Source organism: Actinoplanes subglobosus (genome assembly GCF_042650585.1).
Taxonomy (GTDB): Bacteria; Actinomycetota; Actinomycetes; order Mycobacteriales; family Micromonosporaceae; genus Actinoplanes; species Actinoplanes subglobosus.
The window spans coordinates 563,108-585,937 of record NZ_JBHSBL010000005.1; the positions used below are offsets into that span (position 1 = coordinate 563,108).

12 protein-coding genes are annotated in these 22,830 nt (G+C 70.5%); 5 read left to right on the plus strand and 7 right to left on the minus strand.

The features are described from left to right. Nucleotides 1-48: 48 nt before the first annotated feature. Nucleotides 49-1,974 (plus strand): PAS domain-containing sensor histidine kinase, encoded by a 1,926-nt coding sequence (locus tag ACFO0C_RS05945; protein WP_378065484.1) that lies wholly within the window; start codon nucleotides 49-51, stop codon nucleotides 1,972-1,974. A gap of 1,507 nt (nucleotides 1,975-3,481) precedes the next feature. Here the strand turns inward: ACFO0C_RS05945 and ACFO0C_RS05950 are convergent. From ACFO0C_RS05950 to ACFO0C_RS05975, 6 genes are all read right to left on the minus strand, one after another. Next, complete coding sequence (locus tag ACFO0C_RS05950; protein ID WP_378065485.1) at nucleotides 3,482-4,909, minus strand: serine/threonine-protein kinase; 1,428 nt, start codon at nucleotides 4,907-4,909, stop codon at nucleotides 3,482-3,484. A 273-nt stretch (nucleotides 4,910-5,182) separates the two neighbouring features. Next, the gene (locus ACFO0C_RS05955) at nucleotides 5,183-6,733 is read right to left on the minus strand and encodes a hypothetical protein (protein WP_378065486.1); all 1,551 of its coding nucleotides are present in this window, start codon (nucleotides 6,731-6,733) and stop codon (nucleotides 5,183-5,185) included. Beyond that, nucleotides 6,723-8,117, minus strand: a complete 1,395-nt coding sequence (locus ACFO0C_RS05960) for a glycosyltransferase (RefSeq protein WP_378065487.1) — start codon at nucleotides 8,115-8,117, stop codon at nucleotides 6,723-6,725. Before ACFO0C_RS05960 ends, ACFO0C_RS05955 begins: the two co-directional genes overlap by 11 nt. Beyond that, complete coding sequence (locus ACFO0C_RS05965) at nucleotides 8,114-10,177, minus strand: glycosyltransferase family 2 protein (protein WP_378065488.1); 2,064 nt, start codon at nucleotides 10,175-10,177, stop codon at nucleotides 8,114-8,116. The genes ACFO0C_RS05960 and ACFO0C_RS05965 overlap by 4 nt, the downstream gene beginning before the upstream one ends. Beyond that, nucleotides 10,177-13,635: a PA14 domain-containing protein gene (locus ACFO0C_RS05970; RefSeq protein WP_378065489.1), complete on the minus strand. Its 3,459-nt coding sequence runs from the start codon at nucleotides 13,633-13,635 to the stop codon at nucleotides 10,177-10,179. The genes ACFO0C_RS05965 and ACFO0C_RS05970 overlap by 1 nt, the downstream gene beginning before the upstream one ends. Before the next feature lie 152 nt (nucleotides 13,636-13,787). Further along, nucleotides 13,788-15,347 carry a CocE/NonD family hydrolase gene (locus tag ACFO0C_RS05975; RefSeq protein ID WP_378065490.1) on the minus strand — a complete coding sequence of 520 codons (1,560 nt, stop codon included), beginning with the start codon at nucleotides 15,345-15,347 and terminating at the stop codon, nucleotides 13,788-13,790. 125 nt (nucleotides 15,348-15,472) lie between these two features. Between ACFO0C_RS05975 and ACFO0C_RS05980 the strand changes: the two genes are divergently transcribed. Both ACFO0C_RS05980 and ACFO0C_RS05985 read left to right on the plus strand, forming a co-directional pair. Then, complete coding sequence (locus ACFO0C_RS05980; protein ID WP_378065491.1) at nucleotides 15,473-16,039, plus strand: TetR/AcrR family transcriptional regulator; 567 nt, start codon at nucleotides 15,473-15,475, stop codon at nucleotides 16,037-16,039. A 136-nt stretch (nucleotides 16,040-16,175) separates the two neighbouring features. Next, a complete protein-coding gene (locus tag ACFO0C_RS05985; protein WP_378065492.1) occupies nucleotides 16,176-18,980 on the plus strand; it encodes a PAS domain S-box protein in 2,805 nt (934 codons plus the stop codon). A 6-nt stretch (nucleotides 18,981-18,986) separates the two neighbouring features. Here ACFO0C_RS05985 and ACFO0C_RS05990 read toward each other — a convergent pair whose 3' ends face one another. Further along, nucleotides 18,987-20,003, minus strand: coding sequence for a DUF2278 family protein (locus tag ACFO0C_RS05990; protein WP_378065493.1), 1,017 nt, complete (start codon nucleotides 20,001-20,003; stop codon nucleotides 18,987-18,989). 189 nt (nucleotides 20,004-20,192) lie between these two features. On the opposite strand from ACFO0C_RS05990, the gene ACFO0C_RS05995 reads away from it, so the two are divergent. Both ACFO0C_RS05995 and ACFO0C_RS06000 read left to right on the plus strand, forming a co-directional pair. Then, complete coding sequence (locus ACFO0C_RS05995) at nucleotides 20,193-21,494, plus strand: hemolysin family protein (protein WP_378065573.1); 1,302 nt, start codon at nucleotides 20,193-20,195, stop codon at nucleotides 21,492-21,494. Nucleotides 21,495-21,572: 78 nt separating this feature from the next. Further along, the gene (locus ACFO0C_RS06000; protein WP_378065494.1) at nucleotides 21,573-22,811 is read left to right on the plus strand and encodes an SLC13 family permease; all 1,239 of its coding nucleotides are present in this window, start codon (nucleotides 21,573-21,575) and stop codon (nucleotides 22,809-22,811) included. Nucleotides 22,812-22,830: the final 19 nt, after the last annotated feature.

Here is a 22,830-nt window from a genome sequence, read left to right on the forward strand (position 1 = left end):
CCCCCCATGGACGGTCCGGTTCCTCAGCATGACCGGACAGTTTCCGATATGACGATCGTGCCGGAACAGCTTTTTCTGCTGGGAAACCTGGGCACCATGATCACGTATGCGGCGATCACGGTGGTCATCGCGGTGCCGGTCGCGCGGGCCGGACAGCTGCGCAGCAACAAGCTCGCGGTGGCGACGGCCCTGATCTTCCTGACCGCCGCGGTCGGGCACGGGCTGCACGCGTACCTCGCCTTCGAAGGTCTCGAACACACCGAACACGCCGTCTCCATCGGCTGGGTATGGGCGCTGGCCTGGTGGAACGTGGTGACCTGCGTGGCCGGCCTCTACTACTGGACGATCCGGCGGCGCACCCGGGCGCTGGTGGGTGCGATGTACCCGGATCCGCAGCGGGAACGCCTCGAGCACGAGGCCGCCGCGCACCGGGCCACCTTCGAGGCGGTGGTCGCGCACACCGACGACGCGATCATCGGCACCGACCTCGACGGCGTCATCACGGCCTGGAACGCGGGCGCCGAACGGGTCTTCGGCTGGGCCGCCGGCGAGATCATCGGCCAGCGGGCCGCTGTGCTGGCCGACGACGCCGGGGCCGTCGAACAGCGGCAGAAGATGCGGATGGTCGCGGACGGCGCGGCCGGTGTGTCCTACGAGACCCGCCGCTTCCGCAAGGACGGCACGCCCGTCGAGATCTCGATCAGCGTGTCCGCGATCCGGGACCGGGCCGGCCAGCCGATCGGGTACTCAGCCGTGGCCCGGGACATCACCGCCAAGAAGGAGGCGGCCGAACGGCAGCGGGCCGTCGAGGAACGCACCAACCAGGCGCAGCGGATGGAGAGCCTCGGCAAACTCGCCGGCGGCGTCGCCCACGACTTCAACAACATCCTCGCGATCATCGTCAACTACACCGACTTCGCGATCGGCGAGGCGGCCGGCAACGACGCACTGGCGACCGACCTGCGGCACGTGCGCAGCGCCGCCGACCGGGCCATCAACCTGACCCGGCAGCTGCTGACGTTCACCCGCGGCGACACCATCCAGCCGCAGGACGTCGACCTGAACGCCGGCCTCGCCGAGGTGCACGCCATGCTCGGCCGGACCATCGGCGAACACATCAACCTGATCATGGTCCCGTCACCGGCGCCGGTCCTGGTCCACGCCGACCCCGGCCAGCTCCAGCAGATCCTGCTCAACCTCGCGATCAACGCCCGCGACGCGATGCCCGACGGCGGCACCCTCGTCCTGGAGGCCAACACCGCCGCCCTCGACGGCGGCGAACTCGACATGCAGCCCCCACTACCGTCCGGAACCTACGCCCGCCTGCTGGTCAGCGACACCGGTGAGGGCATGACAGCGGACGTGGCGGCGCACATCTTCGAGCCGTTCTACACGACGAAACCGCGCGGGAAGGGTACGGGCCTGGGCCTGTCGACCGTCTACGGCATCGTCGCGGAGGCCGGCGGCAGCATCAACGTCTACTCCGAACCGGGTGTCGGCACCACGTTCCGCATCTACCTGCCGATCGCCACCGCGTCCGGCGCCGCCGTCCCCGCGGTCCTGCGCCAGGACACCCCGCCACCCGGCGGCGGCCGCACCATCCTGGTCGTCGAGGACGAACCGGCCCTGGCCCGCGTCGTCACCCGCATCCTCGTCGACGGCGGCTACCACGTCCTCACCGCCACCGGCGGCCGCCAGGCGCTGGCCCTCTTCCGCCAGCACACGTGCGACGCCCTCCTGACCGACGTGATCATGCCGGAGATGTCCGGCCGCCGCCTTGCCGAGATCATCCACGAGGCGGCACCCACGCTGCCGGTCCTCTACATGTCCGGCTACAGCAACGGCCTCCTCGGCACCACCCACGTCCTCGACGGCGACATAGCCTTCATCGAGAAGCCCTTCACCGCGCACGACCTGCTGCACAAGATCGCCGAGGTGATCCCTTCCCAGAACCTGATCCCCGGGTACGGCTGACCGCTCCCGGCGGCGACGGTGAGATCACACTCAACGTCCGCGGGTGATCTCACCGTCGCTATCCGGAAAATGAAAGATCACCATCCGTTGATCGTGATCGTTCATTCTCGCTATGGCGCAATGCCGCACGCTGTGTCGGCAACATCCGTCGGGTGCTCGACGCCCTGTTGAAACAGGCTTCTCGGGCAGGCCCGAGTTGCTCGATCTCGCTGCGGGCCGTCGGCAGGATCCGTGGGCTGGTCAGTGGACGCCCGTAGTAGCGGTCCGGCTGGTCAGTGGACGCTCGTAGTAGGGGTCCGGCTGGTCAGTGGACGCCCGTAGTAGCGGTCCGGCCGGTCAGCGGACTTCCGTAGTAGGGGTCCGGCCGGTCAGCGGACGCCCGAAGTAGCGGGTCCGGATGGCAGCCGATCGCCTCCAGCGCGGTGACTGTCGACCTTCACCGGGTCGCCCTGCCGGATCTTGACCAGTTTGCCACCGCGTCCGGTGGTAAGCCGGTCAAGATCGGCAAAGGCCAACCCGGCAGACATCGATGTTCATCGCATCACCAGGAATCCCATGACCTCGGGAATGGGGAGATGTCGCTCAGTCTGGCTAAGCAAGACGGTCGTTCAGGCCCTTGCGTCCGGATCGTGTTGATATCGATCACCCGAGTCGGTGTGCCGATCCCCGGAATCCCCTAACCGCGCGGCATAGCGCTATGACGACTACCAGCGCACCGAGTTGGCGATCGTGTGCGCCGACGCCGACGCCGACGCCGACGCCGATACCGACCGGCGATCACTGTGTGCTGACCGACGCCGATACCGACCGGCGATCACTGTGTGCGCTGACCCGCGCGGCGGCTACGGCCGGTATGGCGCCGGCCGAGGCCCGGCACCGCCCGCGGGCCCGTCCGGCGATGCGCTGCCGGAGCTTTCGGCGACGATCGCGGCTGTCGTGGTGCCCGGATCCCGCCGCGGCGATGGATCTTGCGTCTTCCCCGGTCAGCGCGGAGTCGCAAGATCGCTAGCGCTGGCGGCGATGACGGGCGCCACCTGCAGAGATTTCGAAGGCAGGCCAAGCCGTGGATTCACAGAAGTGCGAAAAGTCGAGCGGTGGTCAACCGGCCAAGATCGGCCAGGGGCGACCCGGCAGGCGAGGCTGAGTGGGGCCGGAACGCCGCTGAGTCGGTGGGGTGTGGAGAACGTGGCGAGGGCGCGGGTGGGGGTGTGGACGAACGTTGTGGGTGCGGGTGGGGAGGTGGGCGAACGTTGTGGGTGCGGGTGGGGAGGTGGGCGAACGTTGTGGGTGCGGGTGGGGATGTGGATGAACGTGGTGGGGTCGCGGGTGGAGTGTGACGAGGGTGCGGGTGTGGATGAACCTGGTGGGGCCGCGGGTGGAGTGTGGAGAGTGTGGCGAGGGTGCGGGTGTGGATGAACCTGGTGGGGTCGAGGGTGGAGAGCGTGGCGAGGGTGGGGGTGTGGATGAACGTTGCGAGGGCGAGGGCGGGTGTGGACAGCGCGGTGGGTCACGGGCGGGGTGTGAAGGAGGCCAGGACCACCGTGAAGCGGGGGAGCTGGGCGGTCCACGCGTCTCGGGTGGACTGCCACTCGATCACGTAGGTGCGGCCTCCCGCTGTCGTCACCCGGCGCAGCGAGCGCATCGCTGTGCCGTCCGGGTCCTGGAACGTGTACTCCCAGATGGCGGCCGACGGGTCCGGAAGCGCTTCGAGGCGGACGCGATGGTAGCCGGGGAGGTGGGTCTCGGTTTCGGCGATCTCCAGCTCGGCGACCACGTCCGACGGGGACTGGGGTAGCGGGGTGATGCCCAGGAGCGCCCTGTCCCGGGTGGCGCGGAACGCCAGCCCGGCCGCGGCCTCGTCACGGCGCCAGCCGGCGGGGACGGCGACCCGGTATCCCTCGGCGCCGGTCCACCAGGTGTATCCGTTCGGCAGCGCGATCTCCGGCTGCCCGCTCGTGCTGACGGCGGACGCGCGGGCGGGGGCGGTCTCCCCCGTACGCGTGAAGGTCCCGCCCTGTGCGGTGGCGGCGACGGCGGTGAGTGTCGTGGTGACCGCGACCGCCGCGATGATTGCCGGGATCCGGCGGCGTGCCGCCGACCGTGGCCGGCGCCGCCCCGCCTCGATGACGCCGCGCAACGCCCACTCGGCGCCGGTCGCGCCCATCCGCTCGGACGGCTCGCGGCGCAGCAACCCGGCCAGGACCGGGGTGAGCGCCCCGGCCCGGCGTGGTGGCTCCGGCCGGGCGGCGCCGACCGCGCGCAGCACCTCGGCGGTGGTCGGGCGCAGGAACGGTGGCCGGCCCTCGACCGCGTGGTAGAGCGTGACGCCGACCGACCAGAGATCGGAACGTTCGTCGGTGGCGTGGTCGAAGATCCGCTCGGGGGCGATGTATTTCGGGGAGCCGAGCACGATCCCGGCGTCGGCCAGGGTGCGGATCCCGTTGGGGGTGACGGTGGGGCCGAAGTCGGTGAGCACCACCCGGCCGTCCTCGGTGAGCAGCACGTTGCCCGGTTTGACGTCGAGGTGCAGCACGCCGGCACGTCCGGCCGCCCGCAGCGCCGACACCAGTGCCAGGCCGATCCGCGCGACCTTGACCGGCGGCAGTGGCCCGGTCTCCTCGATCACCTGGAGCAGGGAGCGGGACGGAAGGTACTCCATGACGACCCACGGGCCGTCCCACGACGGCAGCACGTCGAGGGTGCGGATCACGTTGGGGTGCTCGACGCGGGAGGCGGCGATGGCCTCGGGCAGCGCCCAGTCGCGGACCAGCTCCTGCTGCCCGAGGGTGAGGCCCTCGGGGATGGCGCAGTGCTTGACGACGACGAACGTGTCGGTCTCCTCGTCGGTGGCCAGCCAGATCCGGCTCATGTGACCTGAGGCGAACGGGCGGACGAGCCGGTAACGGCCCCCGATTACCTCTCCTGCCGCGGCCATGTCTTCACCCCGTCTTAAAGATGTGTTTACGCAGGTCAGGCGCACTGTCGACAGTAGCCGGTGCGAGCTACCGGAAATTGAGTGACGTGACTCTCAGCACCGGTACGACTATCCACTGTGACCAGGGCGGGGTCCATCGTCCGACCGGTGCGCGCAGGCATGGAGTCGGAGTTCCGACAGCATCCGGGCGATGGGGCGATCCGGTCGCAACCCGACCAAAACACGAAGACGGCCGCCGAGGGGATCGGCGGCCGTCTCGCGGCGAGGTGGCGGTTACCGGCCGGTCGGCACCAGCGTCCACTGGAGACCGCCGGTGGCGTCGTGCCAGGAGCGGATCGGCGTGACGGCGGTGCCGGCGGACCGCAGGCGGACCGCGTCGGCGGCGCCCTGGGCCGAGAGCAGCAGGTAGCGGACGCCGTGACCGGACGGGTCGGCCACGGTCGCGGCGAAGTCCCGGTCCGGGGTGATCACGAACTGCTTCGGGTGGTCACTGGCCAGGACGATGCCGAACGCGTAGGCCGCGTCGGTGAGGACCGCGCCCTCCGGCAGGTCCATCGCGTCCAGGTCGGCGGCCACCTTGCGGTTGACCAGGGTGAGGCTCCGGGTACGCGCGGCGCCCTCCGCCGTGAGCCACTCCGACTCCTCGCGCGCGAGTGCCGGCTGCCCGAGCGTGACGACCGTCGCCGGGATCGAGACGAGCACGGCGGCCAGTGCCACCGGCACGACGGACGGCCGGGGACGGGCCGCGATCAGATGCCCGGCCAGCAGCACGGTCAGCGGGATGACGGTGATGTGGAACCGCAGCCAGCCGAACGACGTGCCGGACAGGAAGGCCAGTGCGTCGAACGCCAGCACCGAGCCGAGAACGGTGAACGCGGCCAGCACCCGCGGGTCCCGCCGCCGCCACGCCATCACCAGTGCGGCGACCAGGATCAGCACGAACAGCGGCGCCAGCCCGGTCATCTGCTGGAACCAGTAGCCGATCCGGGTGGGCAGGTCGTCGCCGGTCACCGAACCGATGCCGGCGGCGTTGGCCGACACCTGGGCCGAGTTGCCGTACTGGGAGGAGAACGTGGCGAACCACTGGCCGACGATCAGCTTGCCGGCCAGCGCCCACAGGATCACCGCCAGGAGCCCGGGCAGTCCGGCCAGGACCGCGTCGGTACGGGCCAGCGCCAGCCGGCGGGGGCGGTCGGCGGTCGTACGCAGCAAGGTCGTCAGGAAGACGAGAACCGGGACCGCGGCAGCCGGGGCGAGCGCCTCGTATCTCGCGCCGTAGGCCAGCCCGACGGCCAGGCCGAGTGGCACGAGTTGTTCGGCGCGGCCGTCGGCGAGCCAGATGACCAGCGCCCGCACCGCCAGCATCAGGCAGAGCAGGAAACACGCCTCGCTCATCCCGTTGCCGGAGTAGATGACGATCATCGGGTGCAGTGCGAACGCGCCGGTCAGCACGAGCCGGGCGGTCCGCGGGACGTCCGAGCGCCGCAGCACGTCGTGCAGCACCGCGACGGTCGCCGTCATCAGTGCCGCCGAGACCAGCACCACGAGCAGGCCCTGCTGGGTGAGTGCCGGGAAGACCAGGCCGAGCGGCAGGAACGGCAGCAGGATCAGTGACGGCAGCGGGTTCCAGACGAAGCCGATGGCGGCCAGGTGCGGGTCGCGGCTGAACATCGTGTACCAGCCGTTGGCGACGCGGCTCGCCGAGTCACCGGGCACCAGGTCGCTGTGCCAGAACCACAGTGCCATGGCCAGATAGACGACGGCATAAACGACAAAAACCCTTTTAGATGCCTTGGGAGTACGGATGAGCACGTCAACCGACATCAGCCGGCTCCTTGGCGACGGAGGAGAGGTGCAGGCCGTGTGTCGTCTTCTCCCAGTAGGACGGCTTGAACACCAGCTGCCAGGCCGCCTTCGCCCCGGCGAGGCTCATCATCGCCCAGTAACCGGGTGACAGCAGGGCCGTGCCGAGCAGGTCGGGCCGGTCCATCGTGCGGGCCGACAGCACGTTCAGATAGATCACCGTGGCGTTCCCGAAGACCAGGCAGATGACGCCCAGGTAGTAGAAGGGCGGCACGAAGATCTCCTCCATGACCGGCGGCCGGTCCAGGAACCAGAGGACCGTGGTCGCCCACAGCACGGCGTTCAGCAGGGCGGCCAGCGGCGTGCCGCCGACGAACAGGTTGAGGCAGAGGATCCCGCGCCAGCCGAGCTGCCGGACCGTGGCCCGCGGCGACCGCAGATGCACCAGCCAGGTCATCAGGTAGCCCTTGTACCAGCGGCTGCGCTGCTTGATCCAGTTGATGAAGTCGGAGTTCGCCTCCTCCAGGGTGACCGAGTCCAGCACCCCGACCCGGTAACCGGAGCGGGCCAGCCGGATGCCGAGATCGGCGTCCTCGGTCACGTTGTACGGATCCCACGCCCCCAGCTCACGCAGCTCCCGGGCCCGGAAGTGGTTGCTGGTGCCGCCCAGCGGGATCGGCATCCGCAGCGCCACGAGACCGGGCAGCAGCGACCGGAACCAGGTGGCGTACTCCAGCGCGAACCACTTGGTGATCCGGTTCTGGTCGATGTTGAAGTAGCCGAGCTCGGCCTGCAGGCACACGTAGGACGGCCCGAGCCGGCGCAGCGCCACCACCGCCCGGCGCAGCTGCAGCGGGTCCGGGACGTCCTCGGCGTCGTAGATCGTCACGAACTCGCCGGTGGCCTGCTCCAGACCCACGTTGCAGGCCTTCGGCTTGGTCTTCGGCTGCGACTCGGGCACCACGAGGATGCGTACGTGCCCGCCACTGACCACGGCCGACGCCGCGTCGATGGTCTCCCGGTCGTCCTCCTCCAGCAGCAGGATGATCTCCAGCTTGTCCGCCGGGTACTCCAGCGCCCCGAGGTGCGTCATGAGCTGCCCGATCACGGCCGGCTCCCGGTAGGCGGGCACCAGCACGGTGTAGACGGGGAGCTCGTGATCGGGCACGGCGCGGGCCTCCTCGTCGTCGACCCGGATGCGGTGCTCGCCGCGGGCCGCCGCCCACACGAGCACCACCCGGAAGACGATCGCGGCGCCGTAGGCCACCGTCACGATCGCCACCACGGTCTGCAGGACGGCCATCGGCCGCAGCACCGCCCACACCGCGATCAGGACCAGAGCCGCCACCAGCCCGGCACGCTGCGCCCGGGACAGCACGACCCGGGCCGAGAAACCGGGGTTCACCGGGTGCTCCCGAGCAGGACCACGGCCATCGCCAGCAGTGCGGCCAGCGCGAACCGGCCGCGCGGAAGGTACTGCCGGACGGCGCCGGCCGGGGCGGACCTCGGCGACCAGCGGGTCACGATCACGGCGACGGTCAGGGCCAGCACCGCGTCGGTGACCACCGGCAGCCGCGCCACCTCGAACGCCGCGGGACCGAACAGCCGGCCGGTCAGCAGCACCGCGAGAACCGTGCCGACCGTCACCGCGGCGAGCACCAGCGACGCCGCGGCGCCCCGGGCCAGCGCCCGCCCGGTCGGCCCGAACCGGACGACCGCGACGATCAGCAGGCACGCCACACCGCCGGCCAGCGCGAGACCGGGCAACTGCTGCGCGGGCAGCAGCAGATCGGTGCCCTGATGGGCGGTGACCAGGCCGCCTCCGCTACTGGTCGGCCCGGCCGGACGGCCGAGCAGGGTGACCACGGCCCGGATCCCCGCGTCGACGGACTCCCGCAGCGCCGGTACGGCCACCACCACCGCCACCAGCGGCAGCAGCAGCGCCCACCGTAGCCGCGCCACGGTCCGGGTGCCGACCAGCAGGATCGCCGCGCCCGCCAGGAACGACAGTGCGGCCGGGAGCAGCCAGCCGCCGGCCGGCATGAGCAGCAGCAGGGTCGCGCCGGCGGTCAGGAAGACGGTGGCGAGCAGCCCGTCCACCTGACGGTCGTGGACGTCCGGCTCGGTGCCGTCCGGCCGGATCCGGCTCGCGGCCAGCGCTGCCGCGGCCGCCACCGGGATCAGCAGCGGCACACCGGGACCGCGGCTCCACAGCCCGTCCCACACGCCGGCGGTGAGTGCCGGGAACGCCACGGCGGTCAGTCCGACGGCCAGCAGCAGCCGGGTGGCGACGGCCCGGCGCACCGCCAGGACCATACCGCCCGCACCGGCCGGCGCGCCGTACACCCAGTTGCTGGTGACCGCGTAGCGCAGCACGAAGACCGCGACCACGGCCAGCAGGTTCGCTTCGAGATAGTGCAGGCCGGCCAGTTGCACCAGCCCGTAGAGCAGGCCCAGATGGACCGGGGTGAGAGTGTTGTTGAGCAGCAGGAAACGGCCGAACCGGCGCCGCCGCGCGTGCTCACCGGGTGGCATCACCAGGTTGTCGATGACCGCGAAGTTCCAGACGATCGCCACCTGTACGGCCAGGAACGCGGCGAGCAGGTAGGGCAGCCCGGCGACCTCACCGAGCGCCCACAGTGCCGCCGAGTTGACCGCCGTGCCGATCGCCCCGGCCAGCGCGAAACCGGCGAACCGGCCCAGCGGCGAGGCGGGATGACGGGTCGCGCCGATCCGCAGCAGCGTGAGATGCCGCAGGTAGCGCAGACCCTCCCGGAACGACGCCTTGCTCTCGCCGGCCCGCCGAGGCTGGAACGTGTACGGCACCTCGCTGATCTGCCGCATCCGGCCGCGGACCACGACCTCCAGCAGGATCTTGTAGCCGTTCGGCCGCAACGACGTGATGTCGAGCGCGTCCCGGCGTACCGCGAAGAATCCGCTCATCGGGTCGGTGACCGCCCGCAGCCGGACCGGGAAGAAGATCCGGGCGAGTGTGCCGGAGGCGCGCGAGACGATGCGCCGGAAGGCGCCGCCCAGCCCGGTCACCCGGCCGCGGGTGCGGTACCGGCTGGCCACCACCGCGTCGGCCTGGTCGACCTGGCCGGCCGCGAGCAGTTCGGGGACCGTCGCCGGCGGATGCTGGAGATCGCCGTCCATCACGACGACCCACGGCGCCCGCGCCGCGGCCAATCCGGCGGTCACCGCCCCACCGAGGCCTCCGGTCCGCTCGGCCCCGGTCCGATGGATCAGGCGTACGCCCTCCGGGTCCCGTTCGGACAGTGCCGCGATCGCCCGCGGGGTGTGGTCGTCGCTGTCGTCGACGAAGACGATCTCGCCGGGGGTGCCGCCGAGCGCTTCGCGTAGTTGCTCGACCAGGGGCCGTACGTTGTCCGCCTCGTTGCGGGTTGGCACCACGACGGTGACCGCCGGGGGTGCTTTCAGCCGAACTGGGGCTACGTCCGCCATTACCGGGTCTCCCTCGGGGAAGTGAATCGTGCTACCGCTCCGCCGCCCGCCTCGTAGTACTCGACGACGACGGTGTGCTCACCGGCTCCGACCTCGACGTCGGCGGTGAAGGTGGTGGGGCCGTGATCGGACCAGCCGTCGACGACCGTGACGCCGTCGAGCAGCACCCGGATGCCGTCGTCGCCGGTCGCCGCGAACCGGTAGGTCCCGGCCTCCCAGCCGGCGGTCCGGGTCCAGCGGGCGGAGAACCCGTCGGCCGGGATCGCCGGGTCGGGGCTGCCATCGCCCCAGTCGAAGGCGACCGCGTCGTCCGCCCTGGTCACCGTGGGTGTCCCGGTGAGGGTGCGGTTGGCGAAGTACTCGGCGTTCCAGGTGTCGACCGGGCCGACGTCGCCGACCCGCTGGTAGCCGAACTTCGCGATGGCGCCGCCGCCGTTCTCGAAGTACTCGACCCGGATCTGATGGGTGCCGGACAGCAACAGGCGATCGGTGCTGAACGTGTCGTTCTGGTTGACCCACTTGTCGACGATCGGCACACCGTCGAGCCAGACCCGGATGCCGTCGTCGCTCTGCCCCTCGAACCGGTAGACACCGGCGGGCAGCGTGTCGGTACGGGTCCAGCGGGCCGAGAAGCCGTCGGCGGGCAGGCCGGGTGCGGGCGAGCCGCCGCCCCAGTCGAACCCGATGGTGCTGTCCTGCCGGGTCAGGGCGGGCGTACCGGCCAGGTCCATGCCGGTGAAGTACTCGGCGGTCCAGTCCGGCGGGTCGGGCGCCTCGGCGGTCTGCCGGTAGGCGAGTTTTGCGACCGCGTCGCCGCCGTTCTCGTAGTACTCCATCGTCACCGTGTGCGGGCCACCGCCGAGCAGCGTCGACGCGGTGTGCGCGGTGGCGCCGGAGTCGGTCCAGGCGTCGATGATCCGCAGCCCGTCGACCGTCACCCGGACCCCGTCGTCGGCGGTCGCGGTGAACTCGTACTCGCCGGGCGACACGTTGAGGGTGCGCGAGTAGCGGGCGACGAAGTGGTCCGGGGTGATCGCCGGGTCCGGGGAGCCGAGTGCCCAGTCGTTGTCCACGTTCGGCTCGGCCCGGGTCAGGGCCGGTGTGCCGGACGGCACGGTCGGGGCGGAGCCGGCGCCCGGGGTGTTCCAGTACTCGGCCTTCCAGTCGCCGCCGGGCTGGTCGATCGAGGCCGCCCAGTCCAGTTTGGCCATGGCGTCGCCACCCTCGTCGAAGTACTCGAGCGTGATCGTGTGGACGCCCTCGCCCAGGTCACCGATCCAGTCGTAGGCCGTGCCGGACTGGCCCTGCCACTTGTCGAGCACCAGCTGCCGGTCGACGTAGAGCCGGACACCGTCGTCGGAGACAGTGGTGAACCGGTAGCGGCCCGCCGTGAAGTACTGCTTCTTCGTCCAGCGGGCGGAGAAGGCGTTCGCCGGCACCGCCGGGTCCGGGGCGGTCTCCCCCCAGACGAAGTCGATCCTCGGGTCGCTGCGGGTCAGCACCGGGGTCCCGGCCAGGTTCTTGTTGTCGTAGAAGGTGGCGGTGAACGGGGACGACGGCGTGTAGGTGGCCGTGTAGGTGGTGTCCGCCTCCGGGGTGGTGATCGTGTGGCGGATGCCCTTGCCGTCCGACCAGCCACGGAACTCGTGGACGGTGCCGTCGTCGGCCACGGCGGTCGGTGGGGCGTACAACTCCCGCTTGAAGTTCTCCACCCCCAGGACCTCGTGCGGCGTGGCGACCGGCACCCCGTCGAGGTAGGCGGTCAGGCCCGGCGGACTGGTAGCCACCGTGAACGTCGTGGTCAGCGGCCGGATCTCGATCGACTTCGAGGTGCTCAGGCCGTTGCCGTCGGTGGCCGTCACCCGGATCTCGTACCAGGTGTCGGCCGACGACTCGCCGGTGTCCGGGATGGTGAACTGCCCGGCCCGGCCGGTCAGCGGCCCGGCGAACGGGTGGATGTGCGTGTGGTGGTGCAGGATCACCGACGTCTTGATGCGGTTGTCGTCCAGGTCGAACCCGGCCGCGTCCTGGGCGAACGCGTTGTAGGTGATGAGGTCGCCGGCGCGGTAGGTGGACTCGTCGGCGGGCACCGCGATGGTCACCGTCGGCGCGATCCCGACCTGGATGATCAGCGGTACGGCGGTGTTCGTGCTGTCGCCGTCGGAGACCGAGAGGGTGGCCGTGTAGACGCCCGTCTGCCCGTAGGTGTGCGCCGGGTTCGCCTGGTCGCTGGTCGTGCCGTCGCCGAAGTCCCAGGCGTAGGTCAGCGGGTCGCCGTCCGGATCACTGCTGCCCGCGCTGGAGAAGTTCACCGTCAGCGGGTTCAGTCCTTTGTCGACGTCGGACGTCGCGTTCGCGGTCGGGGAGTGGTTGCCCAGGCTGTAGGTGACCTTGTAGATCCGCCCCGGGATGTAGGTCAGGTAGTAGAGGTCACCGTCCGGCCCCACCTTCAAGTCGACGACCGCCCCGGCCTGCGCGTCGAAGTCGTGCACCGACGTGGCGTTGCCGTCCTCGTCGAGCACCGCCCGCTTGATGAAACCCTTCGCGTAGTCGGCGAAGAACAGGTTGCCCCGGTACTCCTCCGGGAAGACGGTGCCCCGGTAGACCGGTCCGCCGGTGGCCGCCGCGCTCTCCCCGTCGTGGGCGTAGACGTGGATCGGGTCGATGAACCCCGCGCAGTTCGCGGTGCACATCCCCTCCTTGAGCGGCCACCCGTAGTTGCCGCCCTTGACGATGTGGTTGACCTCCTCCCACGTGTAGTCGCCGACGTCGCCGCCGTACAACTCACCGGTCAGGCTGTCGAACTGGAACCGCCACGGGTTGCGGAAGCCGTACGCCCAGATCGCCTGCTCTTTCCCGGCCTGACCGTAGAACGGGTTGTCGGTGGGGATGGAGCCGTCGGAGTTGATCCGCAGGATCTTGCCGTGCGGATTGGAGAGGATCTGCGCGTTGCTGGAGTAGCCGTTGTCGCCGACGGCGAAGTACATCTTGCCGTCCGGCCCGAACCGGATGCTGCCGCCCACGTGCAGGTGCTGGGAGAGCGACTCGGTCTTGAAGATCTCGAACGGCCCGTCGGTGCCGACGTCGCCCGACGCGTCGAACCGGACCAGGCGATTGTGCAGGTCGAGACCGGTGTAATAGAAGTACACGTAGTGGTTCGAGACCCCGAAATCCGGGTCGAAGGCGATGCCGATGAGACCCCGGTCACCGGTCGGTTCGGACGGCAGCACCGCGAACGGCGTGGCCAGCAGGTGCCCGTCCTTGAAGACCTTGATGACACCGGCCCGCTCCAGGATGAAGATCCGCCCGTCCGGGGCGATCTCGAATCCGGACGGCTCGTTCAGGTCGGTGCCGACGACGAGCGAGGTCTGGAAGTCGGGCGGCGGCGCGGCCGACACGGGCGCGCCACCACAGACGAATACGAGGACCATGACCAGAAGCGCTGTCGCCGCTCTCACAGGTCCCGAACCTATGGCCCGATCATTGCCGGACGGGAACCCCGGCCAAAAACAGCAGTGACGCCGGTGATTCCGGGCTGTTTCTCATCCCGGCCAATGAGTCCTAAATGGAAATGGATCACCGGCGATGCCGGTGATCCATTTCCGAAACGTCATTGAATGGGTATGTCCACGTAGGATCCGCCACCGATGGTGATGGAATCCCCTGATTCGTTCTCGTCGTAGTAGAGCGGGTCGACGGTGTCCACCACGAGGGTCAGCGAGTGCCCGGCCGGAAGGTCGTAGGCGGTCGCCGGGAACGTGACGTCGACGGCGCGGCTGCCCGAGCCGGAGAGCCAGGTCACCGGGGCGTGCGTGATCAGCTTCGCGTTGCCGACCAGGTCCAGGTCGTAGAGGTAGGCCACCACGGTCCCGGTCGACGCCGTGCCGGAGAGTTCCAGGTGGACGCTCGCCTTGCCGCGGATCAGCTGGTCCGACGAGGGCCGCTCGGCCGCCCACACACCGGCCCGGCCGCGGTCCACGAACGGCAGCCAGACCGACGGCTGCTGGCCGGTGATCGCCGCGGCGCCGTTCGAGATCAGCACGATCCCGCCGTTGGCGATGGTGTCCCTGTCGGCCGGCAGCGTCTTGGTCCAGCCCGAGCTGACCGCGCCGCCGAGCAGGCCGGTGCCGTCCAGGGCGCGGATCCTGCCGAGGCCGTACCGGCGGGTCGAGTTCGCCTGGGCCGACCAGGTCGGGTACGACTCGGCGGCGGCGTTCAGCGGCTTCAGGTAGATCGGGTTCGCCGCGGTCGTACCGGTGGCCAGGTGGGTGTCGAGCCAGGAGTAGAGGCTCGTCCACACCTCGTTGGGCAGGCCGAGGACGCCGGTCAGCTCGGCGATGGCGTGGTCGCCGGGGCGCAGTTCGAGCCGCTTCGGCGTGGTCAGCCTGCCGTAGAAGTCGACCAGCTGGTTCGGCGGGAAGAACGTGTCGCCCCAGCCGTTGGCGATCAGCACCGCCGGGTTGTTCGCGTTGATCCGGTCGAGGTAGGTGGCGGCGGACCGTACCTTCGCCCAGGCCATCACGTCGCCGACGTTCACATTCGCGTTGAAGTCGTTCATGTTGTCGGTCAGCTCGGCGCTCGGCTTGCCGACGATCTGTGCGGCCAGCTCCAGCAGCCCGGCCGACTGGCGGTGCCGGGTCTGGTCGGCGTAGAGCGAGTAGACCAGGTCGGTCCAGCCACTGAGGACGCCGACGGCCCGGATCCGGCGGTCGAAGGCGGCGCCCAGCAGGCTGATCCCGGCGCCGTAGGAGATGCCGGCCGCGCCGATCCGGGCCGGGTCGGCGGCCGTGTTCGCGATCGTCCAGTCGACGACCTTCGTCAGGTCGGCCATGTCCTTCGGGCCGGCGGTGTCGATCTCGCCGCCGGACAGCCACCAGCCGCGTGGCGTGTACGACACGACGACGTACCCGCGCCCGGCGAGGATCCTGGCCTGGGCCAGGTATTCGAGGTCGTTGAGACCCCAGCTGGAGGGGAGGATGACGGCCGGGTGGCGGCCGCTCGCCGAGGGTGCGATGACGTTGGCCTTGAGGGCGACGCCACCCTCACCGGTGATCTCGACGGCCTTGAATCCGGTCGTGCCCACGGCGGCGTGGGCCGGTGAGGGTGCGGTCAAAGTGGTCACCGCCAGGGCGAAGGCGGCGATCAGTGTGGTGATGCGGCGAAGCGCCATTAACACTCCTCGATGGAGGGGAGCGAACGTGGCGGCAGCGTAGAAATCGGTTCCGAGAATTTGAAGATGGTGACATTCTCGTTACCGGCTAGTAACGTAACTCGTCGGTAGCCAAGGGGGTGCAGGTGCTCTACGGAACCCCGACAGCGCGTCGACGCGACGCACAGCGCAACCGCGCGGCCATCCTCGAGGCCGCGAGCGAGGTGCTGGCACAGGAGGGCACCGTCGCCCTGATGCCGGAGATCGCCCGGCGGGCCGGGATCGGACAGGCCACTCTCTACCGCCACTTCGCCGACCGGCACGCACTCACCGCCGCCGTGCTCAACTATCAGCTGGAGATCCTGGAGACCCGGGTGGCGACCCACTCCGGACATCCGGCCGGGTTCCGCGACCTGCTCCGCGAGACCCTGCACTCCCAGATCGAGCTGCGTGGCCTGGTCAAACTGGTGCGGCGCTTCGACATCACGCTGCAGGAGCGGTACCGGCAGCGGGTCATCGCGGCCTTCGCGACACCGCTGAGCCGGGCCCGCGACCACGGGCACGTCCGCGCCGACCTCGTCCCCGAGGACCTGTCCCTGCTGTTCACGATGGTCCAGGGCGTCGCCGAGGCCACCGACGACGTGCACGCCGCCCGGGCCGCCGCCGACCGCGCGGTCGACCTCGTCCTCGACGGAGTCTTCCTGCCCGGCTGAAGCCTCGCCGTGCCCGGCCTCGGACGGCCCGGCCTCGGGCGGCCCGACCGAAGCCTCGCCGTGCTCGGCCTCAGATGGCCCGCCACCGTGCCGATCTGCCCCGCGGTCAGCAAAGACGGAACGGGGTGGCGACGCGATGCGCAGTCCAGAGGTCGACGAGATCAGCGTGTCCGAGCGTGCCGAGCTGGAACGGCTCCGGCAGGTCATCTCCACCGGCCCGACCGGGTTCGTCTCGATCGACTCCGGCGGCATCGTCCGGACCTGGAACGACTCGGCGGTCCGGCTGCTCGGCTGGGAGCCGGGCGAGATCATCGGCCGTCCGCTCGCCGACGTGCTCATCCCCGAGGACATGCGCGGGGCGCACACCGCGGGGATGGCCCGCTACCTGGCCTCCGGCGAGCCGAGAGTGATCGGCAAGCCGGTCAGCCTGCCCGCCGTGCACCGCGACGGCCACCGGATCGAGCTCGAGTTCACCATCTGGCCGTCCTGGGTCGGCGGCGAACGGCAGTTCTATGCCTTCATGCGGGACATGTCCGAGCAGCGGGCCGCCGAGGAGCAGACCGCCCGGCACACCCGTGTCCTGCTCGCCACGGTCGAGGCGCAGCGTGCCGTCACCGCCGCCGCCCACGACCGCGACGAGGCGCTGCGGGTCGTCGCCGATCAGGTGCGGACCGCGTTCCCGGCCGCCGTCGGCGCGGCCGTCGAGCTGATGGCCGGAGACTTCGCCGGGGTCGGCGCGCTCGCCGGCTACACCGGCCTCATCAACGTCGCGGCCCGTCCCGGCTCCCTCGGCAGCGAGGCGATCGCCGGCCGGCGTGTCGTCCGGTGCGCCGACACCCGCACCGACGACCGGGTCGACCGGGCGGCCTGCGAACGGGCCGGCGTCCGGTCGATGTGCGCCGCCCCGCTCTACAGCGGTGACCGTCTGATCGGCGTCGTCAAGGTCGCCGGCGGCGAGCCGGACGCCTTCGACGGCGTGGACGGCCAGCACCTGGAGCTGCTCGCGGCCAGCCTCGCCTCCACCCTGCGGTACGTCGACGACTACGCCCGCAGCGCCACCCTGCTCGCCGAGCGCACCGTGGCCCTGAACGCCCTGGAGGCCAGCGAGACCCGCTTCCGGCTGACCTTCGAGAACTCGCCGCTCGGCGTGGCCCTGTCCAGCGTCGACGAGGCGTCCTTCGGGCGCTATCTGCAGGTCAACCCGGCGATGACCACGATCACCGGCTACTCCGCCGACGAACTGTCCCGGATGTCGTTCCATGACCTGCACCACCCGGACGAGGTGGAGGACACCGACCGGGCACTGCGGCGGATGATCGTCTCCGGGCCGGACGCGGTCCGTGGCGAGCGTCGCTACCTGCACAAGGACGGCCGCACCATCTGGGTCGCGGTCCGGGTCGCGGTCGTGCACAGCGGGGACGGTGTGCCGTCGTACGTCGTGGTGCAGGTCGAGGACATCACCGCCCAGCGCGTGGCCGACGCCCGGCTGCACCGGCAGGCCGCACTCCTGGAACTGATCCCCGCCGCGGTGATCGTCCGCCGCCTCGACGGCACGATCCTCTGGTGGAACAACGGCGCCGGGAGCCTCTACGGCTGGACCGCGGAGGCCGCCCGCGGACGGCGTACCCACCGGCTGTTCAGCACGACCTTCGAGAGCGGCTCCCGGGAAGACCAGGAGGCCGCGCTGGACGGGGCCGGCCACTGGGAGGGCCAGATGCGGCACCTCACCGCCACCGGGCGCGTCGTCACCGTGCTCAGCCGTCAGGTCGTCTACCAGCCTCAGCACGGCGACGGCGAGGCCGCGGTCCTGGAGATCAACACCGACGTGACCGCGGTCCGTGCCGCCGAGCAGGCCCTCGCCGTCAACGAGCAGCGGTTCCGGGCCCAGTTCACGCACTCGGCGGTGGGCCAGGTGATCCGAGCCCTGGACGGATCCCTGATCGCCGTCAACAAGGCGTTCGCCCGGATGCTCGGCCGCCGCGTCGAGGACATGGTCGGCCGGATCGTCGACGACGAACTGCTCGACCAGGACGACCGTGCCCACATGCACAACGAGATCGCCGGGCTGTTCGCCGGCGACGCCGCCTCCTACACCCACGAGACGCGGCTGCGGCACGCCGGCGGCCACTGGGTCGACGTCGAGGCCACCGTCTCGCTCGTACGGGACTCCCAGGACCGCCCGAAGCACCTCATCGTGGTCGTCAACGACATCTCCCAGCGACGGATCGCCGAACGGGCCCGCGACCACGCGGCCGCCGCCCTCGCCGAGCGCAACACCGCCCTCGAAGTCGCCAACCAGCTCAAACTCGACATCATCGGGATGCTCGGGCACGAGATCAGCAACCCGCTGTCGGCCATCCTCGGCTACAGCGACCTGCTCACCGACGACGTGGACGCCGACTCGCAGGCAGCCATGGCGGTCACCGTGATCAGCCGGCAGGCGCAGCGGCTCGACGAGATCGTCCGTGAGGTGCTGTCGATGGTCAGCATCGACGCCGGGAACCTCAGCGCCGTCCGCGGCGAGGTGTCCCTGCACGCCGGGATCAGGCAGGCCCTGGAGAGCACCGGCAACACCGGTGTCCCGGTCACCGGCCCGGACGTCACCCTGCGCTTCAACCCCGGCCACCTGCAGCAGGTCCTGGTCAACCTGCTCTCCAACGCCACCAAGTACGCCGGCGGCGCGACCGGCATCCGGATCGAGCCTGCCTCCGGCGGCCGGGTGCTGCTGCGCGTCGAGGACCGCGGTCCCGGTGTGCCGGAGGAGTTCCGCCCGCGCCTCTTCGACCGGCTCACCCGCGCCGAACGCGACACCGCGGTCCGCGGCACCGGGCTCGGCCTCTACATCGTGCGCAGCCTGGCCCGGGCCAACCACGGCGAGGTACGGCACGAGCCGTACCCGGCCGGAGGTTCGGTCTTCATCCTGGAGGCCGAGACCGTCTGACGCCGGTCAGAAGACGACGCTCCAGCCCTCACGGCGCCCCTGGTCGGCAGTCCATGCCACACCGTCCACCTTGAGCCCGCGCTCGTCCAGCAGCGTGAGCGTCCCGCCGCCGTTGCCCAGTCGCACCGGGGCCACGACCGCCACCCGGTCCGCCGCCCCGGCCGCCAGCTGCCCGGACAGCGGCATCCGCCCGCCGGCCCGGTCCACCAGTGACCAGCCGGCCAGATCGATCCCCCGCGGCGACGTGTTGAGCAGCGTGACCGTCTCCACCTCCGGCGCCGGGCCGGGCGGGTTCACCAGCGCCGCCACGATCCGCACCAGGTGGTCGGGCTCGGACGGCGACGGCTGCGGTGCCGGTCCCGCGTCGGGCAACTCCGGCAGCCGGTGCCCGGTGATGTCGTCGGTGTGCCACGCCTGCGACTGGAAGGCCAGGAAGATCGCCACCCAGTCGTCGGCCGCCGGGAAGTGCAGCAGCAGCGCCCCGTCCTGGAAGACCCCGTCGTCGCCCGCGAACCGCCCGTTGTTGCCCTGGTTCATGTGCACGTCGTGGACGCCGTTGCCGGGCCGGAAGCCGAAGATCTTGTCCGGCTTGGTCTCCGGCCCCCACGCCTCGCCGAACACGTAGGCCCGCGCCTCCGGATCGCCGAGCGCCCGCCGGACGTAATGATCGAGGAAATCGCCGAGGTCGTTCTCCGGGCCGGGCTCCGCGGTCGGCACCGGCCGCATCGCCTTCCGGTCGAACAGATTGCCGCGGATGTAGTCGAGGGCCGCGCCGCCGGCCCGGCTCTCGATCTCGGTGAAACCGTCCGCGAGGCGGCGGACCCGCTCCAGGACCGGATGATCGAAATGGTCGACCCCCAGGTGGAGAAGGTCCGGCGGGCTCTGCTGGGAACGCACGTTGACGGCCGCCCGGTAATCGACGCCGGCAGCCCGTAAATGAATCTGGTAATGCGGTGTGTCATTGGTCTCGATGCGCCGGTCGACGACGGCCGCGCGCAGAACCCCGTATCGCTTCAACGGCATGGACCGGATTCGACACCCGGGCACTTTCGGTGTCAATGAATGATTCCGGAACTGTTCTCGTCAATTACCGGACAGCATGGAATCGGCCGGACATCCCGAGCCGTCCGGTCGCATAGATCGCGATCTCCCTGGGAATCCTCACAGCCGGTACCGGTAGCCTGGTGCCTTCGTCTCTTCGTGAAGGAGTTGATGTCCGCCGTGGGCGGATACGGCTGGCAAGTTGTCCTGGTCGTGGTGCTGGTGCTGCTGAACGCGGCGTTCTCCGGTAGTGAGATGGCGCTCATCTCGCTGCGGGAGAGCCAGTTGCAGCGTCTCGAGCGGCAGTCCCGTACCGGAAGGACCCTGGCCAGGCTGGCGCGGGATCCGAACCGGTTCCTGGCCACCATTCAGATCGGAATCACCCTGGCGGGTTTCCTCGCCTCGGCTGCCGCCGCGGTGTCGCTGGCGCAGCCCTTGATCGGTCCGTTGAGTTTCCTCGGTGATGCCGCGGAGCCGGTGTCGATCATCGTCGTCACGATGGTGTTGACCTTCTTCACCCTGGTGGTGGGTGAGTTGGCGCCGAAACGGATCGCGATGCAGCGGGCCGAGGGCTGGGCGATGCTGGTGGCGCGTCCGTTGGATGTGCTGGCGACGTTGTCGCGGCCGGTGATCTGGTTGCTGGGCAAGTCGACGGATCTGGTGGTGCGGCTGGCCGGTGGTGATCCGGATGCGGGTCGGGAGGAGGTCTCGACCGAGGAGATCCGTGACATGGTCGCGGCGCAGCAGGACATCACGGCGGAGCAGCGCACGATCATCTCGGGTGCGTTCGAGATCGCTGACCGGATTCTGCGGGAGATTCTGATCCCGCGTCGTGACGTGTTGATTCTTCCGGCTGATCTGCCGGCTCCGGATGCGTTGGCGCGGTTGGTGGCGGGTGGTCATTCGCGGGCGCCGGTGACCGGGGCGATGGGTCTGGACGATGTGCTGGGTGTGGTGCATCTGCGGGATCTGATCGCGGCGGGCGGGCTGGTGCGTGATCACATGTTCGAGCCGTTGTTCCTGCCGGAGACGTTGAAGGTGTCGGATGCGATGCGGCAGTTGCGGGGTCAGCGTCAGCAGTTCGCGCTGGTCGTGGACGAGCGTGGGGCGATCGACGGGATCGTGACGATGGAGGATCTGGTCGAGGAGGTCGTGGGGGAGATCTACGACGAGAGCGACCGGGACGTGCAGTCGGTGATCCATGAGGAGGACGGGGCGATGTTGCTGCCGGGTACCTTCCCGATCCACGACCTGCCCGACATCGGCGTCGACATCGAGGAGACCGACGCCGGCGACTACACCACGGTGGCGGGTCTGGCACTCGCCCGGCTCGGGCACATCCCGACCGTCCCCGGCGAGACGGTCCGCATCGACGGGCACACCGCCGAGGTCGTCGAGATCACCGGGCGGGCCATCACCAAGCTGCGCCTGCGGCCCCTCGAGCAGCCGAGCGAAGAGGACGCCACGGTCTGACCGCTGTCCGGGGCGGGCCTCGTCACACCCGCCCCGTCCCGGCTCGCGGCCGCCGCCCACCGATCCTAGGCTTCTTCCGTGCTCATGATCATGGCGCTGGCCCTGCTGGCCGCGGTCCTCGCCTTCGCCGTGGCCCGGCCCCGGGGACTCCCCGAGGCCGCGGCCGCGGTGCCCGCCGCCGCACTGGCCGTCGGCTTCGGCCTGGTCACCCCGTCGGCGGCGTGGCACGAGGTGGAGGAACTGGCACCCACCGTCGCCTTTCTGGCGGCGATCCTGGTGCTCGCGTTCACCGCGGAACGGCACGGTGTCTTCGGCTGGATCGGGGCGCTCGTCGCCCGTACCGGGAAAGGTCGTCCCCGCCGTCTCCTCGGTGCCGTCTTCGGCGCCGCCGCGGTGACCACCGCCGTCCTCAGCCTCGACGCCACGGTGGTCCTTCTCACGCCGGTGGTGTTCGCGGTCGCCGCCCGTGCCGGAGTCGGGCACCGCCCGCACGCCTACGCCTGCAACCACCTGGCCAACTCGGCCTCCCTGCTGCTGCCGGTGTCCAATCTGACGAACCTGCTGGCCTTCGCCGCGAGCGGCCTGACGTTCGCCGGTTTCGCCGCCCTGATGGCCGCGCCCTGGCTGGCCGTCATCCTGGTCGAGTTCCTGATCTTCCAGTTCTTCTTCGCCGAGGACCTGGCCGCCCCCGCCACCCCGAACCCCGGCGACCCCGGCCCCGCCCCGCGCTACGCCCTGACGGTCCTGGCCGTGACCCTGGCCGGCTTCGCGGCCCTGCAGCCGTTCGGCGTGGAACCGGCGTGGGTGGCCGCCGCCGGAGCCCTCGCCCTGGCCGTCCCCCTGTTGCGGCGCCGCGAGATCCGGCCGTTGGCCCTGGTCACCGAGGCGAACCCGGCCTTCTGCGCCTTCGTCCTGGCTCTGGGGGTGGTCGTGCTGGCGGTCCGCGCCAACGGTCTCGGCGACTGGATCGACACCTGGATTCCCCGGCACCCCGACCTGCTGGGCCTGCTCGGGGCCGCCACCCTGGCCGCGATCCTGGCGAACGTCCTCAACAATCTCCCGGCCACCCTGGTCCTGCTGCCGGCCGTGGCCCACTCGCCCGGGCTGTTACTGGCCGTGCTGATCGGCGTCAACGTGGGCCCCAACCTCACCTACGCCGGCTCCCTGGCCACCCTGCTGTGGCGCCGCATCCTGCACGCCCGCGACGCGGCCCCGCGGACCGCCGAATTCCTGAAGCTGGGCGCGGCCACCGTCCCGCTCACCCTGGTGGCCGCGGTGACCGCTCTCTGGCTGGGCCTGCACCTCCAGAGCGCCTGATCCGGGTGGCCCGGCGGGG

What these genes read in the sequence shown, in the direction of transcription:
- ACFO0C_RS05945 (WP_378065484.1), top strand. Translation starts at nt 49, where the DNA reads ATGACGATCGTGCCGGAACAGCTTTTTCTGCTGGGAAACCTGGGCACC.
- ACFO0C_RS05985 (WP_378065492.1), top strand. Translation starts at nt 16,176, where the DNA reads ATGCGCAGTCCAGAGGTCGACGAGATCAGCGTGTCCGAGCGTGCCGAG.
- ACFO0C_RS05950 (WP_378065485.1), bottom strand. Translation starts at nt 4,909, where the DNA reads ATGGCCGCGGCAGGAGAGGTAATCGGGGGCCGTTACCGGCTCGTCCGC.
- ACFO0C_RS05955 (WP_378065486.1), bottom strand. Translation starts at nt 6,733, where the DNA reads ATGTCGGTTGACGTGCTCATCCGTACTCCCAAGGCATCTAAAAGGGTT.
- ACFO0C_RS05965 (WP_378065488.1), bottom strand. Translation starts at nt 10,177, where the DNA reads ATGGCGGACGTAGCCCCAGTTCGGCTGAAAGCACCCCCGGCGGTCACC.
- ACFO0C_RS05975 (WP_378065490.1), bottom strand. Translation starts at nt 15,347, where the DNA reads ATGGCGCTTCGCCGCATCACCACACTGATCGCCGCCTTCGCCCTGGCG.
- ACFO0C_RS05990 (WP_378065493.1), bottom strand. Translation starts at nt 20,003, where the DNA reads ATGCCGTTGAAGCGATACGGGGTTCTGCGCGCGGCCGTCGTCGACCGG.
- ACFO0C_RS05995 (WP_378065573.1), top strand. Translation starts at nt 20,193, where the DNA reads ATGTCCGCCGTGGGCGGATACGGCTGGCAAGTTGTCCTGGTCGTGGTG.